The sequence below is a fragment of the Streptomyces sp. NPDC004721 genome (genome assembly GCF_053601495.1).
In genome coordinates this window covers 79,673-101,320 of record NZ_JBSGBZ010000012.1, presented here as the reverse complement: position 1 = coordinate 101,320, position 21,648 = coordinate 79,673, and the positions used below count along the sequence as shown (strand labels likewise).

Here is a 21,648-nt window from a genome sequence, read left to right as displayed (position 1 = left end):
GCCCTTCGTCGTTCCAGCGAGGTGGGGGTGGAACAACCGCGACCTGAGAGCGCTCTCAACCGGGTCGGGGAGCAGCTTAGCGGGACCATGTGATCAGGTCCATGCCAATGTTGGGATTCGCGCTGACTCGTCCGCCGTCCCGTTTGCCTAATGGGCTTAGGCAGATATTCAATGGCTTCAGGTTCTTGGAGGCTCGGGTGGGAGGAGCGGCATGGCGCGTGCGGGGTTGACCACGGAACGCCTGGTCAGGGCGGGGGCGGAGCTGGCGGACGAGGTCGGCTTCGAGCACGTGACCGTCTCGGCCCTCGCCCGGCGGTTCGACGTCAAGGCCGCGAGCCTGTACTCGCACCTGAAGAACTCCCAGGACCTCAAGACGCGGATCGCCCTGCTGGCCCTGGAGGAACTCGCGGACCGGGCCGCCGACGCGCTGGCCGGGCGGGCCGGCAAGGACGCCCTCGCCGCCTTCGCGAACGTCTACCGCGACTACGCCCGGGAGCATCCCGGCCGCTACGCGGCGGCGCGGCTCCGGCTGGACCCGGAGACCGCCGCCGTGAGCGCCGGGGGCAGGCACGCGCAGATGACCCGCGCGATCCTGCGCGGCTACGACCTGGCCGAGCCGGACGAGACCCACGCCGTTCGGCTCCTGGGCAGCGTCTTCCACGGCTACGTCAGCCTGGAACTGGCCGGCGGCTTCGCCCACAGCGCCCCAGCCCCGCACGAAACCTGGACCTGGATCCTCGACCGCCTCGACACGATGCTGCGCACCTGGCCGCCGAAGTGAACGTCCCCGCCGCGACGCGCGCGGGCCACTTGCGCGTGGGCGCCACGCGCCCGGCAGCGAGCCGTACGCCTGCGGCGGTTCCGTGCTTGAGGCCCGCGTACGCCTGCGGCGCTTCCGCGCCTGCGGCCGACGTACGCCTGCGGGCCGCGCATCTCCGCGGGGCCTCCGCGTCGGTTGAATCGGGTCGCTGGCGGATGGCGCGCGTTCGGCGGCGGGCCGTGCACCCTTGTTGCTCCTGCATGACTGCGGCGCCTCTGCGTCGGTCGTGCGGGCACGTGGCTCGTGTGGGGCTGCGCGCTGTACTGCCTGCCCGGTGGTGCGGTGCGATGAGTCGGCCTGCCCGTGCATGCCTGCGGCGCCTCCATGTCCGCCTGGGCTGCCTGTCGGGCCATGGCGTCCGCAGGTCGCGTGCGGGTGGGTGCGCGTCCAGTAGCTACCGCGCGGGTGGGGCGTCAGCCCGCCCCTGTACGGCTGCGGCCCGCGCATGCCTATGCGCCTGCACGCGACCATGCGGGGCCACGCCCCTGCCGACTGTCCGGACATGGAGTCCACGCGGGCCCCGTGCGGATGAACGTGCGCCTACTGGTTGCTCCGCGCGCAGGCGCGGCGGGTGCTTGCCCCGGATGTCCCGAGTGTCGCCGGCTGAGCCGGGCTCCGGCCTCTGCGTCCGCCCCCGCGCCAGCGTGTCCCCTCGCCAATGGTCTGCTGCGAGTTCGACGTCGACCGCGCGGCCGGTGCCGTTCACGGCGGCCGTCCGCCCGTCCGGTCGGCGAGGGAGGCGCGGTCACGACGCTCCGTCGCCGATCGGAGACGGTGCGCACCCGCGCACCGAGGTCCACCGTCGCCTCGGCAACCTTCTCTCCGAATTCGTCCTCGCTGTCGTGGACAGCGCTTTCACCTGCCCCAACCCCTGAGATCCGGGGGTTCCCCGCACGGTTCGCGCAGGGCTCCCGCTGAACGATCAATCGTGGAAGTCGTGACGATGGGGGAGGGTGGATGTTACAAATGCCGGATGGCAGACCGTTTTACCCGTCTTCGACGCATATCGCTGCGCTCGCTGCTGGGAAAGAGCCCGCGAAGCGTCGCCGGACAGGTGTTCGTTCTGCAGGTGGCGCTGGTGGCGCTGCTTGTGGCTTTCGCCGTCTTCTCCCTCGTCCTTCAGTCGCAGCGGGACGTCAACGACGAGGCGAAGCGCCGTTCCGTGGCGGTGGCGCAGACCTTCGCGCACTCCCCGGGCGTCGTGACCGCGCTGCGGACGCCCGGCCCGTCGAAGGTGCTCCAGCCCCTCACGGAGGCGGCGCGCAGGTCCGCGGGGGTCGACTTCATCGTCGTCATGGACACGAACGGCATCCGCTACACCCACCCCCTGCCGGACCGCATCGGCCACCGCTTCGTCGGCGCCATCGAGCCGTCGCTGGCCGGCAAGGTCTACACCGAGAGCGTCCACGGGCCGCTCGGCGAAGAGGTACAGGCCACCGTTCCCGTCAGGGACGGCGACCGCGTGGTGGCGCTGGTCTCCGCCGGGCTCCAGGTCAAGAACGTGACCAGCCAGGTGCACCGGCAGATCCCGATCATCCTGGGTGCCGGCGCGGCCGCACTGGGCCTGGCCACCGGCGTGACGGCGCTGGTCGGCAGGCGGCTGCGGCGGCAGACCCACAGCCTCGCCCCGGACGAGATGACCCGCATGTACGACCACCACGACGCGGTGCTGCACTCCGTACGCGAAGGAGTCCTCATCGTCGGTGACGACGGGCGGCTGCTGCTGGCGAACGACGAGGCCAAGCGGCTGCTGGAGCTGCCGTCGGACGCCGAGGGCAGGCAGGTGACGCAGTTCCCGGCGCTGGAACCCGAAACGGTCGAACTCCTCACCTCCGGCCGCATGGCCACCGACGAGGTGCACCTCGCCGGATCCCGGCTGCTGGCGGTCAACCAGCGGCCCACGCACAGCGACGGAGGCGGGCGGCGAACGGTGGTGACGCTCCGCGACTCCACCGAACTCCAGGCCATCTCCGGCCGCGCCCAGGTCGCCCGGGAACGGCTCGAACTGCTCTACGACGCCGGCCTGGGCATCGGCACCACCCTCGACGTGTCCCGCACCGCCGACGAACTCGCCCAGGTCGCCGTCCCCCGCTTCGCCGACTACGTCTCCGTGGACCTCGCCGAGGGCGTACTGCGGGGCGAGGAGCCCGCCGGCACCGCGACGGGCCTGCGCCGCATCGCCGTACGCGGTATCCAGGACGACGCGCCGCTCTACGAGAAGGGCCGACTGATCGACTTCCTGCCGTCCACGCCCCAGGCCCGCAGCTACGACACCGGCCACGTGGAACTGGTGACGGACCTGTCGTCGGCGTACGGCTGGCGGGCGCAGGATCCGGAGCGCACCGAGGCGATCGTCGACTACGGCATCCACTCGCTGATCTCGGCCCCCATCCAGGCCCGCGGTGTCGTGCTGGGCATGGCCAACTTCTGGCGCTGCAAGGAGCGCGGCCCGTTCGACGAGGAGGAGCTGTCCCTGGCCGAGGAGCTGGTGGCCCGGGCCGCGGTCAGCATCGACAACGCCCGCCGCTACGCCCGCGAGCACGCGCTCGCGGTCACCCTCCAGCGCAGCCTGCTGCCGCGGGCCCTGCCCGAGCTGAGCGCGCTGGAGGTCGGCTACCGCTATCTGCCCGCGCAGTCGGGTGTGAGCGGTGACTGGTTCGACGTGATCCCGCTGCCCGGCGGGCGGGTCGCCCTGGTCGTCGGGGACGTGGTCGGGCACGGCCTGCACGCCGCCGCCACCATGGGACGGCTGCGGACCGCGGTGCACAACTTCTCCACGCTCGACCTGCCCCCCGACGAACTGCTGAGCCACCTGGACGACCTCGTCGGCCGTATCGACCAGGACGAGGCCTCGACCGATGCCGCCGCGGCCGTCGTCGGAGCCACCTGCCTGTACGCGATCTACGATCCCGTGACGCGTCGCTGCGCCATGGCGCGCGCCGGTCATCTCGCGCCCGCGCTGGTCAGCCCGGACGGCAGCGTCACCTTCCCGGATCTGCCGCACGGACCGCCGCTCGGCCTGGGCGGCATGCCGTTCCGGACGGCCGAGCTGGAGCTCCCCGAAGGCACCCAGCTCGCCCTGTACACCGACGGTCTCATCGAGGACCGCAGGCGAGACCTGGACGTCGGTATGGAACTGCTGCGCCAGGCCCTCGCGGGCCACCCCGGCCGCTCGCCGGAGCAGAGCTGCCAGGCGGTGCTGGACGCGCTGCTGCCCGCGCGTCCCAAGGACGACGTGGCCCTGCTGATCGCCCGGACCCGGGCGCTGCCCTGCGACCGGGTCGCCGAGTGGGACGTGCCGCCCGACCCGGCCGCGGTCGCCCGGGTCCGCGTCGCGGCCGCCCGCACACTCGACGAGTGGGGCCTGTCCGAGCTCGGCTTCAGCATGGAACTCGTGCTGAGCGAACTCGTCACCAACGCCATCCGCTACGGCGGCGAGCCGATCCACGTCCGGCTGATCCGCGACCGCACGCTGATCTGCGAGGTCTCCGACGGCACCAGCACCTCGCCGCACCTGCGGTACGCCGCGACGACCGAGGAGGGCGGCCGCGGTCTGTTCCTGGTGTCGCAGATGACCGAGCACTGGGGCACCCGCTACTCCCCGCACGGGAAGGTGATCTGGGCGGAGTTCGCCCTGCCCGAGGGCGTCGAGAACCCGGGTACGACCGTGTCCGGGACGGTCCCGCACCCAGCCGACGGCTGGGCCGCCGTCCCACGGACACCAGTGCTCCCCGGCCAGACGGTGGGCGACCGGGCCGGATGACCGGAGATCCCCGCCCCGGCGCGCGGTGTACTGCGTAAGGCGCACGGGCGCGGTCGATCGGTCGCCCTCGAAGCGGTGACGGCGCGGGCCCGCCCGGTGGGCGGCCCCGCGCCGTCGCAAAAGGTGAACGGACGCGTCAGGCGGCGGCCTCCGGCTGCGGAGCGTGCCGCGGCAGGGTCAGCACGGCCAGGAAGCCGAGGACCGCGACCGCGGCGAAGAAGTAGAAGCCCCACGGGTGGCCGATGCCGGAGGCCACCAGGGCCCCGGTGATCGTCGGGCCGACGATCGAGCCGATCCGGCCGATGCCGGAGGCCGAACCGAGGGCGGTCCCGCGCACCGCGGCCGGGTAGAAGTGCGTCACGTAGGCGTAGACGAGCACCATGGCGGAGAAGACGAACACGCCGGTGAGGAAGACGACGACGTTGAGCAGGATGTCGCTGTTCATCTTGACGCTCAGGCAGCCGAGCATGACCACGGACACCGCGAACCAGCCGAGTATGGTCCCCTTGATGCCCCGCCGGTCGGCCACGAAGCCGCCGACGATCAGGCCGACGACACCGCCGACGTTGAGCACCAGGAGCTGGGTGACGGCCGTGGGGACGGGGTAGCCGGCGTCGTTCATCAGCTTGGGCAGCCAGGTGTTCAGACCGTAGACCAGCAGCAGCCCCATGAACGAGGCGACCCAGATGCCGATGCCCGCGCGCAGGTAGGCCGGGTTGAGCAGCTCGGTGAACGGGACCCGCCGCGCCCCGGTCGCCTGCTTGGCCCGTATGAAGGCCTCCGACTCCGGCAGCCGGAACCACTGGATGGCGGCGACGACGAGGCCGGCCACGCCGAGGACGTAGAACAGGATCTGCCAGTTGTCGGTCACCTGGAGGGCCAGCAGGGAGGTGATCACGGCACCGGTGTGGTAACCGGTCATGGTCAGGGTGCTGGCCCGGGCCCGCCTGCTGGCCGGCATGTGCTCGGCCATCATCGTGAGCGACACCGGCATGCAGGCGCCGAGGCCCAGACCGGCGATGAGCCGGAGGACGGCGAACATGGTCACGGAGCCGGCCAGCGGCACCACGATGGTGAACACCGAGAACACCACCACCGACGCGATGAGCAGCAGGCGGCGCCCCAGCCGGTCGGCCAGCGGGCCGACGCAGACGGCGCCGATGGCGACGCCGACGAGCGACAGCGTCGCGATCATGGTGGCGTCGCCCGCGGTCATGCCGAGGTGGCGGGTCTTGAGCAGGGTCGGGATGATGGCGCCGAGGACGACGAGGTCGTAGCCCTCCAGCATGACGGTGATCCAGCACAGGACCACGGTCCAGGTGCTGCGCCCGGCGGTGCCGGACTGCACGGAGGTCTGGGACGAGACGGCGGATGTCATCAGGACGTTCCCCCCTGGGGACGGGAGCGGACGGTCGGGGACGGACGGGGTCAGAACGGGTAGTCGGCGATGTCGGGACGGACGGTGACCCACTGGGTCTCGGTGAAGGCCTCGACGTTGGCGGCGGCGCCGCCGAACCGGGACCCGGTGCCGGAGGCCTTGACCCCGCCGAAGGGGGCGTTGGGCTCGTCGCTGACGGTCTGCTCGTTGATGTGGACCTTGCCGGAGTCGATCCGGTCGGCGAGCTTCATCGCCGTCCCCACGTCGCCGAGGATCCCCACGGACAGCCCGTACTCGCAGTCGTTGACGATCCGCGCGGCCTCCTCCAGCGTCGAGAAGCCGATGACGGGCGCGACGGGCCCGAAGATCTCCTCGCGCCAGGCCGGCATGTCGGTCGTCAGGCCGCTCAGCACGGTGGCCCGGTAGCCCGCGCCGACGATCTCGCCGCCCGCGGCGAGGGACGCGCCCGCGGCGACGCTGTCGGTGACGATGCCGTGCACCCGCTCGAGCTGGCGCCGGTCGATGATCGGGCCGAGCGCGACGTCCTCGCGGGCCGGGTCGCCGACCGGCAGGGCCGCGGCCTTCGCGGCGAGCGCCGCGGTGTACTCCTCCAGCAGCGACTCGTGGACGATGTGGCGGCCGGTCGTCATGCAGATCTGGCCCTGGTGCAGATAGGAGCCGAACGCGCCGGCGGAGGCCGCCTTCGGCACGTCCGCCCCGGGGAGCACGACCAGCGCGTTGTTCCCGCCCAGCTCCAGGTGGGCCCGCTTGAGCAGGCGTCCGGCCTGCTCGCCGATCGCCCGCCCGACCGGGGTCGAGCCGGTGAAGGAGACCACCCGGACCTCGGGCGCCTCGACGACCGCCCGGCCGACCGAGCCGTCGCCCGGCAGCAGGTGCAGCACCCCGGCCGGCAGGCCCGCCTCCTCGAAGACGCGCGCGATGACGACACCACCGCTCACCGCGGTGCGCGGATCCGGCTTGAGCAGCACCGCGTTGCCCAGGGCGAGCGCCGGTGCCACCGAGCGCAGGCCCAGGATGAGCGGGAAGTTGAAGGGCGCGATGACACTGACGACACCGGCGGGGCGGCGGCGGGAGAGGGACCAGCGGGCGTCCTCGGAGGTGAGCACCTCGCCCTGCGGATGCGTCGGCAGGCCCGCGCACTCGAAGCACTCGCCCACGGCGAGATGTGCCTCGAAGGCCGCCTTGGCCCGTACGGACCCGGCCTCGCGCACCAGCCAGTCCTCGATCTCGGCGGCGTGCTCGGCCAGCAGCTTGCCCGCCCGGCGCAGTACGGCGGCCCGCCGCTGCGGGGAGGTCGCCGCCCAGTCGCGCTGCGCCTCGGCCGCGCGGACGGACGCACGCCGTACGTCCTCGGCGGTGGCCAGGCCCGCCGTCGCGAGCTGTTCGCCGGTCGCGGGTTCGACGACCGGCTGCTCGCCGGAGGCGTCCCTCCAGCCGTCGCTGAAGAACTTCTTGCCCCAGACGTCGCTGTCCAGGAGTGCCATCGCGTTTCCTCTCTTCTTCTCAGGGGTGGATCAGGACGGGGTGGTGAGCGCGGTGTCCACCTGGAGCAGCCGCGGGTGGTCCGGGCGCTCGGCGAGGGCGGCCCGTAGCTCCTCGGCGTCGCCGACGTGCCGGGCCCGGACGCCGTATCCCTCGGCGATGCGGGTGAAGTCCAGGCCGGGGATGTCCAGGCCGGGGGCGTCCGGTACCCCCAGCAGGCCGCCGAACCAGCGCAGTGCCCCGTAGGTGCCGTTGCGCAGCAGTACGACGGTCAGTGGGATGCGGTGGTGGGCGGCCGTCCACAGTGCGGTGATGCCGTAGTTGGCCGAGCCGTCCCCGATGACGCCGACCACCGGCCGGCCGGGCTGCCCCATCGCGACCCCGACCGCGCCGGGCAGCCCGAACCCGAGTCCGCCGGCCGCCGGGAAGTAGTAGGAGCCAGGCCGGCGCAGGTCCATCTGGCGCCACCAGGAGGCGTTCGTCGACGTCGACTCGACCACGTAGGCGGTGTCCTCGGGCAGCTCGTCGCGCAGCGCGGCGAAGACCTGCTCGGGGTGCAGCCGGGAACCCTCGCCGGTGGGCGGCTCGGGCGCGGGCCGGAAGGCGCCGGCGGGTGCCTCGCGGCCGTCGAGCAGCTTCAGGAGCAGGCCGATGACCGCTCCGGGGTCGGCGACCAGCGCCTCGCCCATCGGCGCCCGCGCGGCGGCGGAGGCGTCCTCGGTCACCTGGATCAGCCGGGTGCCCTCGGGCAGGTACCGGCCGGGGAGGTGCTCGTGGTAGCGGAACACCGGCGCGCCGAGCACCAGGACCAGGTCGTGGCCCTCGAACGCCTCGCAGACCGGCGCGATCCCGGCGGGCAGTACCCCGCGGAAGAGGGGGTGCCGGTTGGGGAAGGGCAGCCGGAACTGCGAGGGGGCCGCCCACACCGGGCCGCCCAGGCGCTCGGCCAGCCGGACGGCGTCGTCGAACAGGCCGGCCGAGTCGATGTCCCCGCCCAGCACCAGCGCGGGCCGCCGGGCGGAGGCGACCTGCTCGGCCAGCCGGCGGCCCTGCTCCCCGTCGGGGACGGAAGCGCGGCCGACCCGACGGTCGAGGACCGCCAGGGCGTTGTCGCCGGCGTCGGCCGCCCAGTCGTCGTAGGGGACGGACAGGTACGTCGGACGCCGCTGGAGCTGCGCCTCGAAGACGGCCTGCGCGAGGGCGCGCGGCACGTCCTGGGCGCACGCCGGCTCGGCCGCCCAGCCGACGAGCGGCCGCATCAGCGCCGGGGCGTCCACGTTGGACAGGTTGGCCTCCGGACCGACGGCCGAGCGCACCTGCTGGCCGGCGACGATCACGAGCGGGGTGCGGGAGGCCACGGCGTTCGTCAGCGCGCCCATCGCGTTCCCGGAGCCGGATGCCGCGTGCAGATTGACCAGGACGGGCCGGCCGGTCGCCTGCGCGTACCCTTCGGCCATGCCGACGACGGCGCCCTCGTGCAGGCCCAGGACGTAGCGGAAGCCGGCGGGGAGTTCGGCGAGGAAGGGCAGCTCGTTGGAGCCGGGGTTGCCGAACACGGTGGTGAGGCCCTGGCGCTCCAGGAACTCGTGGGAGAGGCGGCGTACGGAAGGCACAGACGTTCCTTTCGGAGTGACGCACGCCACGCTAGGGAAGCGCCGACATGAGCACCAATAAATCTTTTACCTTCGCGATATAGAGTCCTTCGATATGAGGACCTTCGACCTCAACCTCGCCCGCGTCTTCGTGCTGCTGTACGAGACCGGCAGCGTCACGGTCACCGCCGACACGCTCCACGTCACCCAGCCCACCGTCAGCTACAGCCTGGGCAAGCTGCGCCGGCACTTCGGCGACGAGCTGTTCCGGCGCACCGGGCGCGGACTGACGCCGACCGCCGGCGCCCGACGGCTGTACGAGCCGTTGCAGCGGGCCCTGGCCGACATCGACAGCACGGTCCGCCAGGCCGACGTCTTCGATCCGGGGGCCATGTCCGGGCGGTTCACTGTGGCCCTGTCCGACCTGGGCGAGGTGACCCTGCTGCCGCGTCTGCTGGCCGCGGCCCGCGAGCGGGCGACCGGGGTGTCCTTCACCGTGCGGCCGCTGGACGTCGACGAGGCGGAGCACCAGCTGCGTCGCGGCGACCTCGACGCGTTCGTGGCCACCCCGGTGCTGACCTCCCACCGGACCGTGCGGATCCCGCTCTTCCACGAGCGCTACGTCGGCATGGTCGCCGCCGACCACCCGCGTGTGCGGGGTGAGTCGGTCACCCTGGCCGAGCTCGCGGCCGAATCCCACGCCACCGTCTTCGGCCCCAGCGGGCACGTCGTCCCGCGTGCCGTGCTCGCCGCGCACGGGCTGCTGGACCGGGTGGTGGTGGACGCCACCCGCTTCTCGATGCTGCCGTACCTGCTGGAGCAGACCGACCTGATCGCCATCGTCCCCGAGTACGTCGGCGAGGTCTTCGCCTCCTCCCACCAACTGCGCATGGTCCGGCTCCCGTTCGACACCGAGCCGATCGAGGTGGCGCTGTACGCCCGGCACGAGTCCTCGCGCAGCCCCTCCCAGCGGTGGCTGGTGCAGTTCATGTCCGAGGTCCTGGGGGAGCGGGTGAGCCCGGCCCAACTGCCCCCATCCGCTGCGCCGTAGGCCGCGCCGCGCGCCGTGCCCGCCATCAGCGTGAGGCGCGTAGGCCAACCGGGTGCAATGCGCCGGGTGTTACTCCGTCTCAGCGACGGCTGCCTCCGCTTCGGAGGCGGCAGGCGGAAGGATGGAGGCCGGGCCCTGCGGGACACCGCGTGGACCTTCACGTATCCATCTCCTGAGAGAAAGCGTGTCACGGGCCGCATGACAGACGTCCAGCACACCACGCGGGAAACCGCCGCTCCCCGTCGTCACCTGCGGCCCGGTGCCGTGGTGGTGAAGTGGGCGACGACGACCGATCACAAGACGATCGGTTCGCTGTATCTGATCACTTCCTTCATGTTCTTCCTGATCGGCGGCATCATGGCGCTGCTGATGCGCGCCGAGCTGGCCCGGCCGGGCCTGCAACTGCTGTCGAACGAACAGTTCAACCAGATGTTCACGATGCACGGCACGATCATGCTGCTGATGTTCGCGACGCCGCTGTTCGCCGGGTTCACGAACTGGATCATGCCGCTGCAGATCGGCGCCCCGGACGTGGCCTTCCCGCGGCTGAACATGTTCGCCTACTGGCTGTACCTGTTCGGCTCGCTGATCGCGGTGGCCGGCTTCCTCACCCCGCAGGGCGCCGCCGACTTCGGCTGGTTCGCCTACGCCCCGCTGAACGACGTCATCCACACGCCGGGCCTGGGCGGGGACCTGTGGATCCTCGGCCTGGGCATGTCCGGCTTCGGTACCATCCTCGGCTCGGTCAACTTCATCACCACGATCATCTGCATGCGCGCCCCGGGCATGACCATGTTCCGCATGCCGATCTTCACCTGGAACGTGCTGCTCACCAGCGTCCTGGTGCTGCTGGCCTTCCCGGTCCTGGCGGCCGCGCTGCTCAGCCTGGAGGTGGACCGCAAGTGGGGTGCCCACGTCTTCGAGGCGGCCAACGGCGGTTCGCTGCTGTGGCAGCACCTGTTCTGGTTCTTCGGGCATCCCGAGGTATACATCATCGCGCTGCCGTTCTTCGGCATCGTCAGTGAGATCATCCCGGTCTTCTCCCGCAAGCCGATCTTCGGCTACATGGGCCTGGTCGGCGCGACGATCTCGATCGCGGGCCTGTCGGTGACAGTGTGGGCGCACCACATGTTCGTCACCGGTGGTGTGCTGCTGCCGTTCTTCGCCTTCATGACCTTCCTGATCGCGGTCCCGACCGGTGTGAAGTTCTTCAACTGGATCGGCACCATGTGGAACGGTTCGCTGTCGTTCGAGACGCCGATGCTGTGGTCGACCGGCTTCCTGGTCACCTTCCTCTTCGGTGGTCTGACCGGTGTCATCCTGGCCTCGCCGCCACTGGACTTCGAGGTCTCCGACAGCTACTTCGTGGTGGCGCACTTCCACTACGTCGTCTTCGGCACGGTGGTCTTCGCGATGTTCGCCGGCTTCCACTTCTGGTGGCCCAAGTGGACCGGCAAGATGCTCGACGAGCGCTTGGGGAAGATGACCTTCTGGACGTTGTTCGTCGGCTTCCACACCACGTTCCTGGTGCAGCACTGGCTGGGCGCGGAGGGCATGCCGCGCCGGTACGCCGACTATCTCGCCGCCGATGGCTTCACGACACTCAACGAGGTCTCCAGCATCGGGTCGTTCCTGCTGGGGCTGTCGATGCTGCCGTTCTTCTACAACGTCTGGAAGACGGCCAAGTACGGCCAGAAGGTCGAGACCGACGACCCCTGGGGCTACGGCCGCTCCCTGGAGTGGGCGACCTCCTGCCCGCCTCCGCGGCACAACTTCGTCACCCTGCCCGTGATCCGCAGCGAGTCCCCGGCCTTCGACCTGCACCACCCGGAGGTCTCGGTCACGGACAAGCGGGAGAACCTGGGCCTGCCCGGATGACCGACGCGGCAAAACGCCCGGACGGGCCCGCCGGACTGGTCGAGCAGGTCGAGGGCTATCTGCTGTGGCAGGTCCGCGTCGCCGAGGCCGAGGAGCGGGCCCGTTCCTTCACCGAGCCCATGCAGTGGCTGACCACGGCGCAGCGCGAGGAGATCGAGGAGCACTACGTCTCGGACTGCCTGCTGCGGGCCCGGGCGGACCTCCAGCGGGTCGCCGAGCGGTGCCGGGCGCTGCGCGGCGAGTACGAGGAGCGCTACCGTCAGTTGCGGACACGGTGCTTCGCGTTCGTCCTCACCGCCCTCGCGATGCTCGCCGGGGCCGCGGTCCTGGCCCTGGCCCTCGTGCGGCCCTGAGACCACGGATCCGTCCCGCCGGGCCTGCGCCCAACCGACTCGGGCCGCCCTCCTCACGGGGGCGGCCCGAACTCGTTGAGCCGGCCCACCGGGCCGGCGGCCGTGATCACCGGAGCGTCACTGCGGCGGCTGGTCCTGGCCCGGGTCCGGCCGGCCGAGCTGCTCCTTGAGCTTGTCCTGACCGGTGTCGACCTGGCTCCGGTACTTTCCCTGGGTCCGCTCGTCGACGTAGTCACCGGCTTTGTCGATGCCCTTGCCGGCCTGCTCCTCGTGACCTTTCAGCAGTCCTTTGAGCTTGTCCAGCATGCTCATCGCATACTCCTTAACGCCGTGGTTCCTCTCAGGATGGCCGACGGCGACAGGGACTGCATCCGCAAACGGAAGGGGGGATCACCTGCGGAAACGCCGGTTCCGGGTCAGCGTGCGCACACGTTCTCGGCCGGTGGCACGCCGTCGAGCAGCCGGCGGCCGTCCCGCTCGGTGATGTGCCAGGCCGTGCACACCAAGTCGCCCTGCGCGGAGCGCAGCAGCAGGAAGTCGTGGCCGTCGCGGTGCTCCACCCGGGCCTGTAGCCGGGGGGCGTGCTCTCCCAGCCGGTCCAGGTAGTCGGCGGCGTAGCCGTCGGAGACGGTGTCCTCGTCGAACAGGGTCTGGAAGCCGTCCGCGTCCCGGTCGGCGGCGGCCTTCTGGACCCTGTCGGCCAGCGCGGCCGTGCTCGGCGCGCCGGGCGGGGCTTCCGTCGCGATCGAATAGCACACAAAGCCCAGCCAGGTGCCCAGACCGACGATCAGCGCGATCACCGCGAGACGCGACTTGCTCGAACGCTTCGGGCGACCTTCCGGCACTGCTCTTCCTCCCGCCATGCCCTGTGTAGGGGACCACTCTCCCATGGTGGACGACCCGGGTGAGCACGAGGCCCGACGCACGGAAGGGTCCTAGGCTCCGGACGTGTTCCGGGCGGCTTGGTACAGGGCCTGCGTGGTGGTGAGCAGTTCGCGCCGTTCCCGCGCGGAGCCCACCATCGGCCGGGAGCCGCTGAGCGGCACCTGCGCGCTCTCCGGCAGGAACCTCACGGTCACCAGGCCGATCACGCCGGCCAGCATGAGGTAGAAGGCGGGCATCATGTCGTTGCCGGTGACGTCGACCAGGGCCGCGGTCACGAGCGGGGTGGTGCCGCCGAACGCGGCCACGGCGAAGTTGAAGCCGATGCCCATGGCCGCGTAGCGCACCGCGGTCGGGAAGAGCGCGGGCAGGGTGGCGGCGCTCGGCGCGGCGAAGCAGGCCAGCAGGGTGGACAGGATCAGTACGCCGCAGACCGGCGCCCAGGTCCCCTCCGCCTTGATCAGCAGGAACGAGGGGACGGCGAGGACGATCATCGCGGCGGCCGCGACCCCGTAGACCGGGCGGCGCCCGACGTGGTCGCTGAGCCGGCCGATGAAGGTGATCAGCAGCACGATCCACACCATGCCCAGCAGCACCAGCAGGTCGGCGGAACTGCTGGAGCGGTGCAGGGTCTCGGTCTGGTAGGTGGGCAGGTAGCCGGTGACCATGTAGTTGGTGACGTTGTAGAGCAGCACCAGGCCCATGCAGATCAGCAGGGCGCCCCAGTGGTTCTTGACGATGGCCCGCAGCTCGCTGCCCGCCGACTTCTGGGCCAGGCTCCGCTCGTGCTCGTCCAACTGCTGCTGGAAGGCGGGCGACTCCTCCAGCCGGAGCCGCATGTACAGGCCGATCACGCCGAGGGGACCGGCGATCAGGAACGGGACCCGCCAGCCCCAGGAGATCATCTGGGCGTCGGTGAGGAGCAGGTGCAGCGCGGTGACCAGGGCGGAGCCCAGCGCGTAGCCGACGAAGGTGCCGAAGTCGAGCCAGCTGGAGAGGAAACCGCGGCGGCGGTCGGGGGAGTACTCGGCGACGAAGGTGGTGGCGCCGCCGTACTCGCCGCCGGTGGAGAAGCCCTGGACCATGCGGGCGAGCAGCAGGAGGACCGGGGCGGCGATGCCGATGGTTCCGTAGCCGGGGATCAGGCCGATGGCGAACGTGCCCACCGCCATCATGATCATCGTGGTGGCGAGCACCTTCTGCCGGCCGATCCGGTCCCCGAGCGGACCGAACACCAGGCCGCCCAGCGGTCGCACCACGAACGCCGCGGCGAAGGTCGCGAAGGAGGAGATCACCTGGGCGCCCGGCGAGGCACCGGGGAAGAAGACCTTCCCGATGGTGGCGGCGAGGTAGCTGTAGACGCCGAAGTCGAACCACTCCATGCAGTTGCCCAGGGCGGAGGCGCCGACCGCACGCCTGAGCAGTGGCGGCTCGACGATCTGCACGTCCTCCTCGCGCAGCGCGCGCTTGGCGCGCCGCAGCCGGCGGGTCAGCTCCTGGCGGACCTGCCGCGGCAGCCGCGCGGCGGCCTCCCGCGGCCCGGGCGGGCCGGAGGAACCGGCCTGCCCGCCGGGTGTCACGTTCACCACCACGTCACCTTGCCCTTTTGTGCGTATGTGCGAGGTATTGGCATTCTGCGGAGAATCGGCTCCGGGTGCGTGTTGGAGCGGCTGCCCCGAACTGCGTTCTTCACGCTTGCGGCCATCGGCCCGTGATCCGGGACCGGCGCGAGCCCGAGTCGCGCCCCGCGCACGGGGGAAGATGACATCGCGAGCGGACAGCGGACGCACGAGCGACGCGGAGGAGCGTGGGTGCCATGCAGCACGAGCGAGCGGGCAAGCCGGCCGGACCCGAGGACCTGATCGACGTCGCCCGGCTGGTGACGGCGTACTACACGCTGCACCCCGACCCGGCCGAGGCGGGACAGCGCGTGGCCTTCGGAACCTCCGGGCACCGCGGATCGTCACTGGCGACCGCGTTCAACGAGGACCACATCGCCGCCACCAGCCAGGCCATCTGCGAGTACCGCGCACGGCAGGGCACCGACGGCCCCCTCTTCCTGGGCGCGGACACCCACGCCCTCTCCGAGCCCGCGCGGATCACCGCGCTGGAGGTCTTCGCCGCCAACGACGTCACCGTCCTCATCGACACGGCGGACGGCTACACCCCCACCCCGGCCGTCTCCCACGCGATCCTGGCGCACAACCGCTCCCGCACCACCGGCCTCGCCGACGGTGTCGTCGTGACCCCGTCGCACAACCCGCCCGGCGACGGCGGCTTCAAGTACAACCCGCCCAGCGGCGGCCCGGCGGGCTCGGAGGCGACCTCCTGGATCCAGGACCGGGCCAACGAGATCGTCGCGGGCGGCCTCAAGGACGTACGGCGCGTCCCGTACACGCGCGCGCTGGCCGCGCCCGGCACCGGCCGTCATGACTTCCTCGCCGCCTACGTCACCGATCTGCCGAGCGTGCTCGACCTCGACGCGATCCGGGACGCCGGCGTGCGGATCGGCGCCGACCCGCTGGGCGGAGCCTCCGTCGCCTACTGGGGCCGCATCGCCGAGCAGCACCGCCTCGACCTGACCGTCGTCAATCCGCTCACCGACCCCACCTGGCGCTTCATGACGCTGGACTGGGACGGCAAGATCCGTATGGACTGCTCCTCGCCGTACGCGATGGCCTCGCTCATCGGGCAGCGCGACCGCTTCCGGATCGCCACGGGCAACGACGCCGACGCCGACCGGCACGGCATCGTCACCCCGGACGCCGGGCTGATGAACCCCAACCACTACCTCGCCGTGGCCATCTCCTACCTCTACGCCCACCGCACCCGGTGGCCCGGCGAGGCGGGCGTGGGCAAGACACTGGTCTCCTCCGGCATGATCGACCGGGTCGCCGCCGACCTCGGCCGCCAGCTGGTCGAAGTGCCCGTGGGCTTCAAGTGGTTCGTGGACGGGCTGATCGACTCCTCGCTCGGCTTCGGCGGCGAGGAGTCCGCCGGAGCGTCGTTCCTGCGCCGGGACGGCTCGGTGTGGACCACCGACAAGGACGGCATCGTCCTGGCCCTGCTCGCCTCCGAGATCACCGCCGTCACCGACCGGACGCCGTCCCAGCACTACGCGGAACTCACCGCCCGCTTCGGCGAACCCGCCTACGCCCGCGTCGACGCGCCGGCCTCCCGCGAGGAGAAGGCCCGCCTGGCCAAGCTGTCCCCGGCCCAGGTCACCGCCGACACCCTCGCCGGGGAGCCGGTCACCGCCGTCCTCACCGAAGCGCCCGGCAACGGCGCGCCCATCGGCGGCATCAAGGTGACCACCGAGAACGCCTGGTTCGCGGCCCGCCCCTCGGGCACCGAGGACGTCTACAAGATCTACGCCGAGTCGTTCCGCGGCCCCGACCACCTCTCCCAGGTCCAGGAGGAGGCCGAACGCGTCGTCCACGCGGCACTCGGCGGTTGACGACGGCACCACGACAGCGGCGGGAGCGCGGGAGACAATCGGGATGAGTGGCCCGGCTCACATGGCATGACGAGGGCATGCCCGACACCATGGTCCTTTCACCGGCAGGCCGAAGGGATAGAGCATGTTCCGCAAGGTGCTGGTCGCCAACCGCGGCGAGATCGCGATCCGCGCGTTCCGCGCCGGCTACGAACTGGGCGCGCGAACCGTGGCCGTCTTCCCGTACGAGGACCGCAATTCGCTGCACCGGCTGAAAGCCGACGAGGCCTACCAGATCGGCCAGCCGGGGCACCCGGTCCGCGCCTACCTCTCCGTCGAGGAGATCGTCCGCGCGGCACGCCGGGCGGGCGCGGACGCCGTCTACCCCGGCTACGGGTTCCTGTCCGAGAATCCCGAACTCGCCCGCGCCTGCCAGGAGTCGGGCATCACCTTCGTCGGACCGGACGCCGGCACGCTGGAACTGACGGGGAACAAGGCCCGCGCGGTGGCGGCCGCCCGCGCCGCCGGCGTGCCGGTGCTCGGTTCCTCCGCGCCCTCCACCGACGTCGACGAACTGGTCCGCGCCGCCGAGGACATCGGCTTCCCCCTCTTCGTCAAGGCGGTCGCGGGCGGGGGAGGGCGCGGCATGCGCCGGGTGGAGGACCCCGCCGCGCTGCGCGAGTCCATCGAGGCGGCGTCCCGGGAGGCGGCGTCCGCGTTCGGCGACTCCACCGTCTTCCTGGAGAAGGCCGTCGTCGACCCCCGCCACATCGAGGTGCAGATCCTCGCCGACGGCCAGGGCGACGTCATCCACCTGTTCGAGCGCGACTGCTCGCTCCAGCGCCGCCACCAGAAGGTCATCGAGCTCGCCCCCGCACCGAACCTGGACCCCGCGCTGCGCGAGCGCATCTGCGCCGACGCGGTCCGCTTCGCCCGGGAGATCGGCTACCGCAACGCGGGCACCGTGGAGTTCCTGCTCGACCGCGACGGCAACCACGTCTTCATCGAGATGAACCCGCGCATCCAGGTCGAGCACACGGTGACCGAGGAGGTCACCGACGTCGACCTGGTCCAGGCCCAGCTCCGTATAGCCGCCGGCGAGACCCTGGCCGACCTCGGGCTCTCCCAGGACACCATCACCCTGCGCGGCGCCGCCCTGCAGTGCCGGATCACCACCGAGGACCCGGCCAACGGCTTCCGCCCGGACACCGGCCGCATCAGCGCCTACCGCTCCCCGGGCGGCTCCGGCATCCGCCTCGACGGCGGAACCACCCACGCGGGTACCGAGATCAGCGCGCACTTCGACTCGATGCTCGTCAAACTCACCTGCCGCGGACGGGACTTCAAGGCCGCGATCGGCCGGGCCCGGCGCGCCGTGGCCGAGTTCCGCATCCGCGGGGTCGCCACGAACATCCCGTTCCTCCAGGCCGTACTGGACGACCCCGACTTCCAGGCCGGGCGGGTCACGACGTCGTTCATCGAACAGCGCCCGCACCTGCTGACCGCGCGCTCCTCCGCCGACCGCGGCACCAAGCTGCTCACCTACCTCGCCGACGTCACCGTGAACAAGCCCCACGGCGAACGGCCCGAGGTGATCGACCCCGTCACCAAGCTGCCGCCGCTGCCCGCGGGCGAGCCGCCCGCCGGCTCCCGGCAGAAGCTCGTTGAACTTGGCCCGGACGGCTTCGCACGCCTCCTGCGCGAGTCGCCGACCATCGGCGTCACCGACACCACCTTCCGTGACGCGCACCAGTCGCTGCTCGCCACCCGGGTGCGCACCAAGGACCTCCTCGCCGCCGCCCCGGTCGTGGCGCGGAGCCTGCCCCAGTTGCTGTCCCTGGAGTGCTGGGGCGGCGCCACCTACGACGTCGCCCTGCGCTTCCTCGCCGAGGACCCCTGGGAGCGCCTGGCCGCCCTGCGCGAGGCGGTGCCCAACATCTGCCTCCAGATGCTGCTGCGCGGCCGCAACACTGTGGGCTACACCCCGTACCCGACCGAGGTGACCGACGCCTTCGTCCAGGAGGCCGCCGCCACCGGCATCGACATCTTCCGCGTCTTCGACGCCCTGAACGACGTCGGCCAGATGCGGCCGGCCATCGACGCCGTACGCGAGACCGGGACGGCGGTCGCCGAGGTCGCCCTGTGCTACACGGGGGACCTGTCCGACCCCTCCGAGCGCCTGTACACCCTGGACTACTACCTGCGCCTGGCCGAGCAGATCGTGGCCGCCGGAGCGCACGTCCTGGCCGTGAAGGACATGGCCGGGCTGCTGCGGGCGCCCGCCGCGGCCAGGCTCGTCTCGGCGCTGCGCCGCGAGTTCGACCTGCCGGTCCACCTGCACACCCACGACACCGCCGGCGGTCAGCTCGCCACCTACCTCGCCGCCGTCCAGGCGGGCGCCGACGCCGTGGACGGCGCGGTCGCCTCCATGGCCGGCACCACCTCCCAGCCGTCGTTGTCGGCGATCGTCGCCGCCACCGACCACTCCGACCGGCCCACCGGCCTGGACCTGAAGGCGGTCGGCGACCTGGAGCCGTACTGGGAGAGCGTCCGCAAGATCTACGCCCCGTTCGAGGCGGGACTGGCCTCGCCGACCGGACGCGTCTACCACCACGAGATCCCCGGCGGCCAGCTGTCCAACCTGCGCACCCAGGCGGTCGCGCTGGGCCTCGGCGACCGCTTCGAGGACATCGAGGCGATGTACGCCGCCGCCGACCGCATCCTGGGCCGCCTGGTCAAGGTCACCCCCTCGTCCAAGGTGGTCGGCGACCTCGCCCTGCACCTGGTCGGCGCGGGTGTGGCGCCGGAGGACTTCGAGGCGGCACCGGACCGGTTCGACATCCCCGACTCCGTGATCGGCTTCCTGCGCGGTGAGCTGGGCACCCCGCCCGGCGGCTGGCCGGAGCCGTTCCGCACCAAGGCGCTCAACGGCCGCGCGGACGCCAGGCCCGTCACCGAACTCACCGCCGAGGACCACGCCGGCCTGGAGAAGTCCCGCCGCGCCACGCTCAACCGGCTGCTCTTCCCCGGTCCGACACGGGACTTCGAGGCCCACCGCCAGGCCTACGGCGACACCAGCGTGCTGGACAGCAAGGACTTCTTCTACGGGTTGCGCCCCGCCGACGAGTACGCCGTCGACCTCGAGCCCGGCGTACGGCTCCTCATCGAGCTCCAGGCCATCGGCGAGGCGGACGAACGCGGTATGCGCACCGTGATGTCCACGCTGAACGGCCAACTGCGCCCGATCCAGGTGCGCGACGCCGCGGCGGCCTCCGACATTCCCGTGACCGAGAAGGCCGACCGGGCCAACCCCGGTCATGTGGCGGCACCGTTCGCCGGTGTGGTGACCCTCGCGGTCGCCGAGGGCGACGAGGTGGCGGCCGGTGCGACCGTCGCCACCATCGAGGCGATGAAGATGGAGGCCGCGATCACGGCCCCCAGGGCGGGCCGGGTGACCAGGCTGGCCATCAACCGCATCCAGCAGGTGGAGGGCGGCGACCTGCTCGTCGAGGTCGGCTGATCCGATCCGCCGCGGCAGGCGTGGTACGGCGCACCACCGGCCCTACCGGTGGTGCGCCGTCCGGTTCCCACGCCCCGAGCCCGAGCGGAAGGCCACCGACGGAGCCGGGCGGTGGCGGGCGTGGGTGGCTGAGTGCCATGTGCCTGGATCGGCGCTGGGTGGCTGAGTACCGGGCGTCCGGACCGGCGCCTTGTCGGCGTCGCGCGGGTGGCTGAGCCCCCGCGTGCCCGGACCAAGCGCCCGGACCGTGTACCCGGGTCCGCGTCGGTCGTTCGTCGTGCCGGGATCTTCTACGGGCCGACCGTTACCGGTCGTTTGTGCCGGAGGGTGTCCGTGTGGGCGTCCGTGTTGGGCGGCTGCGCGACGCGGGCGGACGTGGCGTGCCGTGCGGGTGAGCGGTGGTGCCGGAACGGGCGAGCCACTCCTGGTAGGCCGGCGCCTGATGGGCCGCCTCCCAGTAGGCCTCCTCCAACTCGACGTAGACATGGTCGAGTTCGGCCTCGGAGCGGGCTGCGAGCAGGAGCCGTACCCCTATCGGGTCACCCTCCAGCGGCCGGATGGCGAGGTCGGCGCGCGGGCGCGCGGTGGGCTGACTGACCGTCACCACCTCGCCGGTGGCGGCCAGGGAGTACGCGGTGAGGTAGTCGCCGTGCAGCATGTCGGCGTCGAGCCCCGCCTCGCGCAGCACGCGGCACAGGGCGTCCCATTCCCCGTCCACCGTGGAGTCCACCATCCAGCGGTCGCCCGCGAGGTCGGCGAGCCGAACCTCGGGCAGCGCGGCGGCCGGATGGTCGGCGGCGAGGGAGACGAACTGCGGTTCGCGCTCGACCAGTACGCGCAGACAGAGCCCGGGCGGGAAGCGCAGCGGGCTGCCCTCGACCTCGTGCACGAAGGCCATGTCCAGCCGCCCCACGGCGACCAGGCGCAGCAGGCAGTTCGCGGAGGCGTCCATCTGGAGGGTGGGTTCGGTCCGGGGCACGCGGGTGCGCAGCCGGCGTAGCCAGCCCGGAAGCGCCCGGCTCGCGGTGGCGCCGATACGCAGCCGCGTGCCGCCGGCGGCCCGGGCCGCGGCCGCCCGCGCCTCGGTGACGATGGCGGCGAGTTCGGCGACGAGGGGTCTGGCCCGGCTCAGTACCGCGTGTCCCAGCGGTGTGGGCCGGCAGCCCGCACGGGTGCGCAGGAAGAGCTGGCCGCCGAGCGCGTGCTCGATGCGGCGCAGCTGGGTGCTCAACGAAGGCTGCGCCATGCCGAGTTGCCGTGCGGCCTGGTGCAGACTGCCGTGGTCGGCGATGGCGCACAGCACACGCAGGTGCCTCACCTCGAGCTCCATGGGAGGGAGCGTAGGGGCGCGTGTGGCGCCGCACCAGACGTTCAAATCCCAACGGAACCAGCGGAATCGTACGAGTCGGCCCCGATAGCTCGGCGCTATCCCCGGTTGCCATCATCCGCAGGCCCGTTGGTGTGCCCAAAAC

Annotated in this window: 14 protein-coding genes; 7 read left to right on the top strand and 7 right to left on the bottom strand. The window is 71.8% G+C overall.

The genetic code is table 11. From position 1 onward, the window contains the following. The first annotated feature begins 211 nt into the window (after positions 1–211). Positions 212–781: a TetR/AcrR family transcriptional regulator gene (locus tag ACWEK3_RS13840; protein ID WP_450537830.1), complete on the top strand. Its 570-nt coding sequence runs from the start codon at positions 212–214 to the stop codon at positions 779–781. 1,012 nt (positions 782–1,793) lie between these two features. Beyond that, complete coding sequence (locus ACWEK3_RS13835) at positions 1,794–4,583, top strand: SpoIIE family protein phosphatase (RefSeq protein ID WP_450537831.1); 2,790 nt, start codon at positions 1,794–1,796, stop codon at positions 4,581–4,583. Between the two features lie 136 nt (positions 4,584–4,719). Here the strand turns inward: ACWEK3_RS13835 and ACWEK3_RS13830 are convergent, their stop codons facing one another. Genes ACWEK3_RS13830 through mdlC form a run of 3 tightly spaced genes read right to left on the bottom strand, consistent with a single transcriptional unit; the run spans position 4,720 to position 9,077 of the window. Then, positions 4,720–5,961: an MFS transporter gene (locus ACWEK3_RS13830; protein WP_450537832.1), complete on the bottom strand. Its 1,242-nt coding sequence runs from the start codon at positions 5,959–5,961 to the stop codon at positions 4,720–4,722. A 50-nt stretch (positions 5,962–6,011) separates the two neighbouring features. Next, positions 6,012–7,466 (bottom strand): benzaldehyde dehydrogenase, encoded by a 1,455-nt coding sequence (locus ACWEK3_RS13825; protein ID WP_450537833.1) that lies wholly within the window; start codon positions 7,464–7,466, stop codon positions 6,012–6,014. A 30-nt stretch (positions 7,467–7,496) separates the two neighbouring features. Continuing rightward, on the bottom strand, positions 7,497–9,077 hold the full coding sequence (mdlC, locus tag ACWEK3_RS13820) for a benzoylformate decarboxylase (RefSeq protein ID WP_453249738.1): 1,581 nt from the start codon (positions 9,075–9,077) through the stop codon (positions 7,497–7,499). A gap of 94 nt (positions 9,078–9,171) precedes the next feature. Here mdlC and ACWEK3_RS13815 point away from each other — a divergent pair, with 94 nt between their 5' ends. The 3 genes from ACWEK3_RS13815 (at position 9,172) to ACWEK3_RS13805 (ending at position 12,338) form a co-directional block, all read left to right on the top strand. Beyond that, positions 9,172–10,107: a LysR family transcriptional regulator gene (locus ACWEK3_RS13815; protein WP_453249737.1), complete on the top strand. Its 936-nt coding sequence runs from the start codon at positions 9,172–9,174 to the stop codon at positions 10,105–10,107. A 198-nt stretch (positions 10,108–10,305) separates the two neighbouring features. Then, on the top strand, positions 10,306–11,985 hold the full coding sequence (gene ctaD, locus ACWEK3_RS13810) for an aa3-type cytochrome oxidase subunit I (protein WP_450537836.1): 1,680 nt from the start codon (positions 10,306–10,308) through the stop codon (positions 11,983–11,985). After that, positions 11,982–12,338, top strand: a complete 357-nt coding sequence (locus ACWEK3_RS13805) for a cytochrome C oxidase subunit I (protein WP_450537837.1) — start codon at positions 11,982–11,984, stop codon at positions 12,336–12,338. The genes ctaD and ACWEK3_RS13805 overlap by 4 nt, the downstream gene beginning before the upstream one ends. A 117-nt stretch (positions 12,339–12,455) precedes the next feature. Here the strand turns inward: ACWEK3_RS13805 and ACWEK3_RS13800 are convergent, their stop codons facing one another. The 3 genes from ACWEK3_RS13800 to ACWEK3_RS13790 form a co-directional block, all read right to left on the bottom strand. Continuing rightward, positions 12,456–12,650 carry an antitoxin gene (locus ACWEK3_RS13800; protein ID WP_365437215.1) on the bottom strand — a complete coding sequence of 65 codons (195 nt, stop codon included), beginning with the start codon at positions 12,648–12,650 and terminating at the stop codon, positions 12,456–12,458. A gap of 104 nt (positions 12,651–12,754) precedes the next feature. Beyond that, a complete protein-coding gene (locus ACWEK3_RS13795) occupies positions 12,755–13,183 on the bottom strand; it encodes a hypothetical protein (RefSeq protein ID WP_450537838.1) in 429 nt (142 codons plus the stop codon). Between the two features lie 90 nt (positions 13,184–13,273). Then, positions 13,274–14,809, bottom strand: a complete 1,536-nt coding sequence (locus tag ACWEK3_RS13790) for an MFS transporter (RefSeq protein ID WP_450537895.1) — start codon at positions 14,807–14,809, stop codon at positions 13,274–13,276. Between the two features lie 227 nt (positions 14,810–15,036). On the opposite strand from ACWEK3_RS13790, the gene pgm reads away from it, so the two are divergent. Both pgm and ACWEK3_RS13780 read left to right on the top strand, forming a co-directional pair. After that, on the top strand, positions 15,037–16,677 hold the full coding sequence (gene pgm / locus ACWEK3_RS13785; RefSeq protein WP_453249736.1) for a phosphoglucomutase (alpha-D-glucose-1,6-bisphosphate-dependent): 1,641 nt from the start codon (positions 15,037–15,039) through the stop codon (positions 16,675–16,677). A 124-nt stretch (positions 16,678–16,801) separates the two neighbouring features. Then, positions 16,802–20,176: a pyruvate carboxylase gene (locus ACWEK3_RS13780; protein ID WP_450537840.1), complete on the top strand. Its 3,375-nt coding sequence runs from the start codon at positions 16,802–16,804 to the stop codon at positions 20,174–20,176. Positions 20,177–20,480: 304 nt separating this feature from the next. On the opposite strand, the gene ACWEK3_RS13775 is transcribed toward ACWEK3_RS13780, so the two are convergent. After that, a complete protein-coding gene (locus ACWEK3_RS13775; RefSeq protein WP_453249735.1) occupies positions 20,481–21,506 on the bottom strand; it encodes a LysR family transcriptional regulator in 1,026 nt (341 codons plus the stop codon). Positions 21,507–21,648: the final 142 nt, after the last annotated feature.

Bases quoted from the DNA above. Each gene is read 5' to 3' on its own strand.
- ACWEK3_RS13840 (WP_450537830.1), top strand. From the start codon at position 212: ATGGCGCGTGCGGGGTTGACCACGGAACGCCTGGTCAGGGCGGGGGCG.
- ACWEK3_RS13835 (WP_450537831.1), top strand. From the start codon at position 1,794: ATGGCAGACCGTTTTACCCGTCTTCGACGCATATCGCTGCGCTCGCTG.
- ACWEK3_RS13830 (WP_450537832.1), bottom strand. From the start codon at position 5,961: ATGACATCCGCCGTCTCGTCCCAGACCTCCGTGCAGTCCGGCACCGCC.
- ACWEK3_RS13825 (WP_450537833.1), bottom strand. From the start codon at position 7,466: ATGGCACTCCTGGACAGCGACGTCTGGGGCAAGAAGTTCTTCAGCGAC.
- ACWEK3_RS13815 (WP_453249737.1), top strand. From the start codon at position 9,172: ATGAGGACCTTCGACCTCAACCTCGCCCGCGTCTTCGTGCTGCTGTAC.
- ctaD (WP_450537836.1), top strand. From the start codon at position 10,306: ATGACAGACGTCCAGCACACCACGCGGGAAACCGCCGCTCCCCGTCGT.
- ACWEK3_RS13805 (WP_450537837.1), top strand. From the start codon at position 11,982: ATGACCGACGCGGCAAAACGCCCGGACGGGCCCGCCGGACTGGTCGAG.
- ACWEK3_RS13800 (WP_365437215.1), bottom strand. From the start codon at position 12,650: ATGAGCATGCTGGACAAGCTCAAAGGACTGCTGAAAGGTCACGAGGAG.
- pgm (WP_453249736.1), top strand. From the start codon at position 15,037: ATGCAGCACGAGCGAGCGGGCAAGCCGGCCGGACCCGAGGACCTGATC.
- ACWEK3_RS13780 (WP_450537840.1), top strand. From the start codon at position 16,802: ATGTTCCGCAAGGTGCTGGTCGCCAACCGCGGCGAGATCGCGATCCGC.
- ACWEK3_RS13775 (WP_453249735.1), bottom strand. From the start codon at position 21,506: ATGGAGCTCGAGGTGAGGCACCTGCGTGTGCTGTGCGCCATCGCCGAC.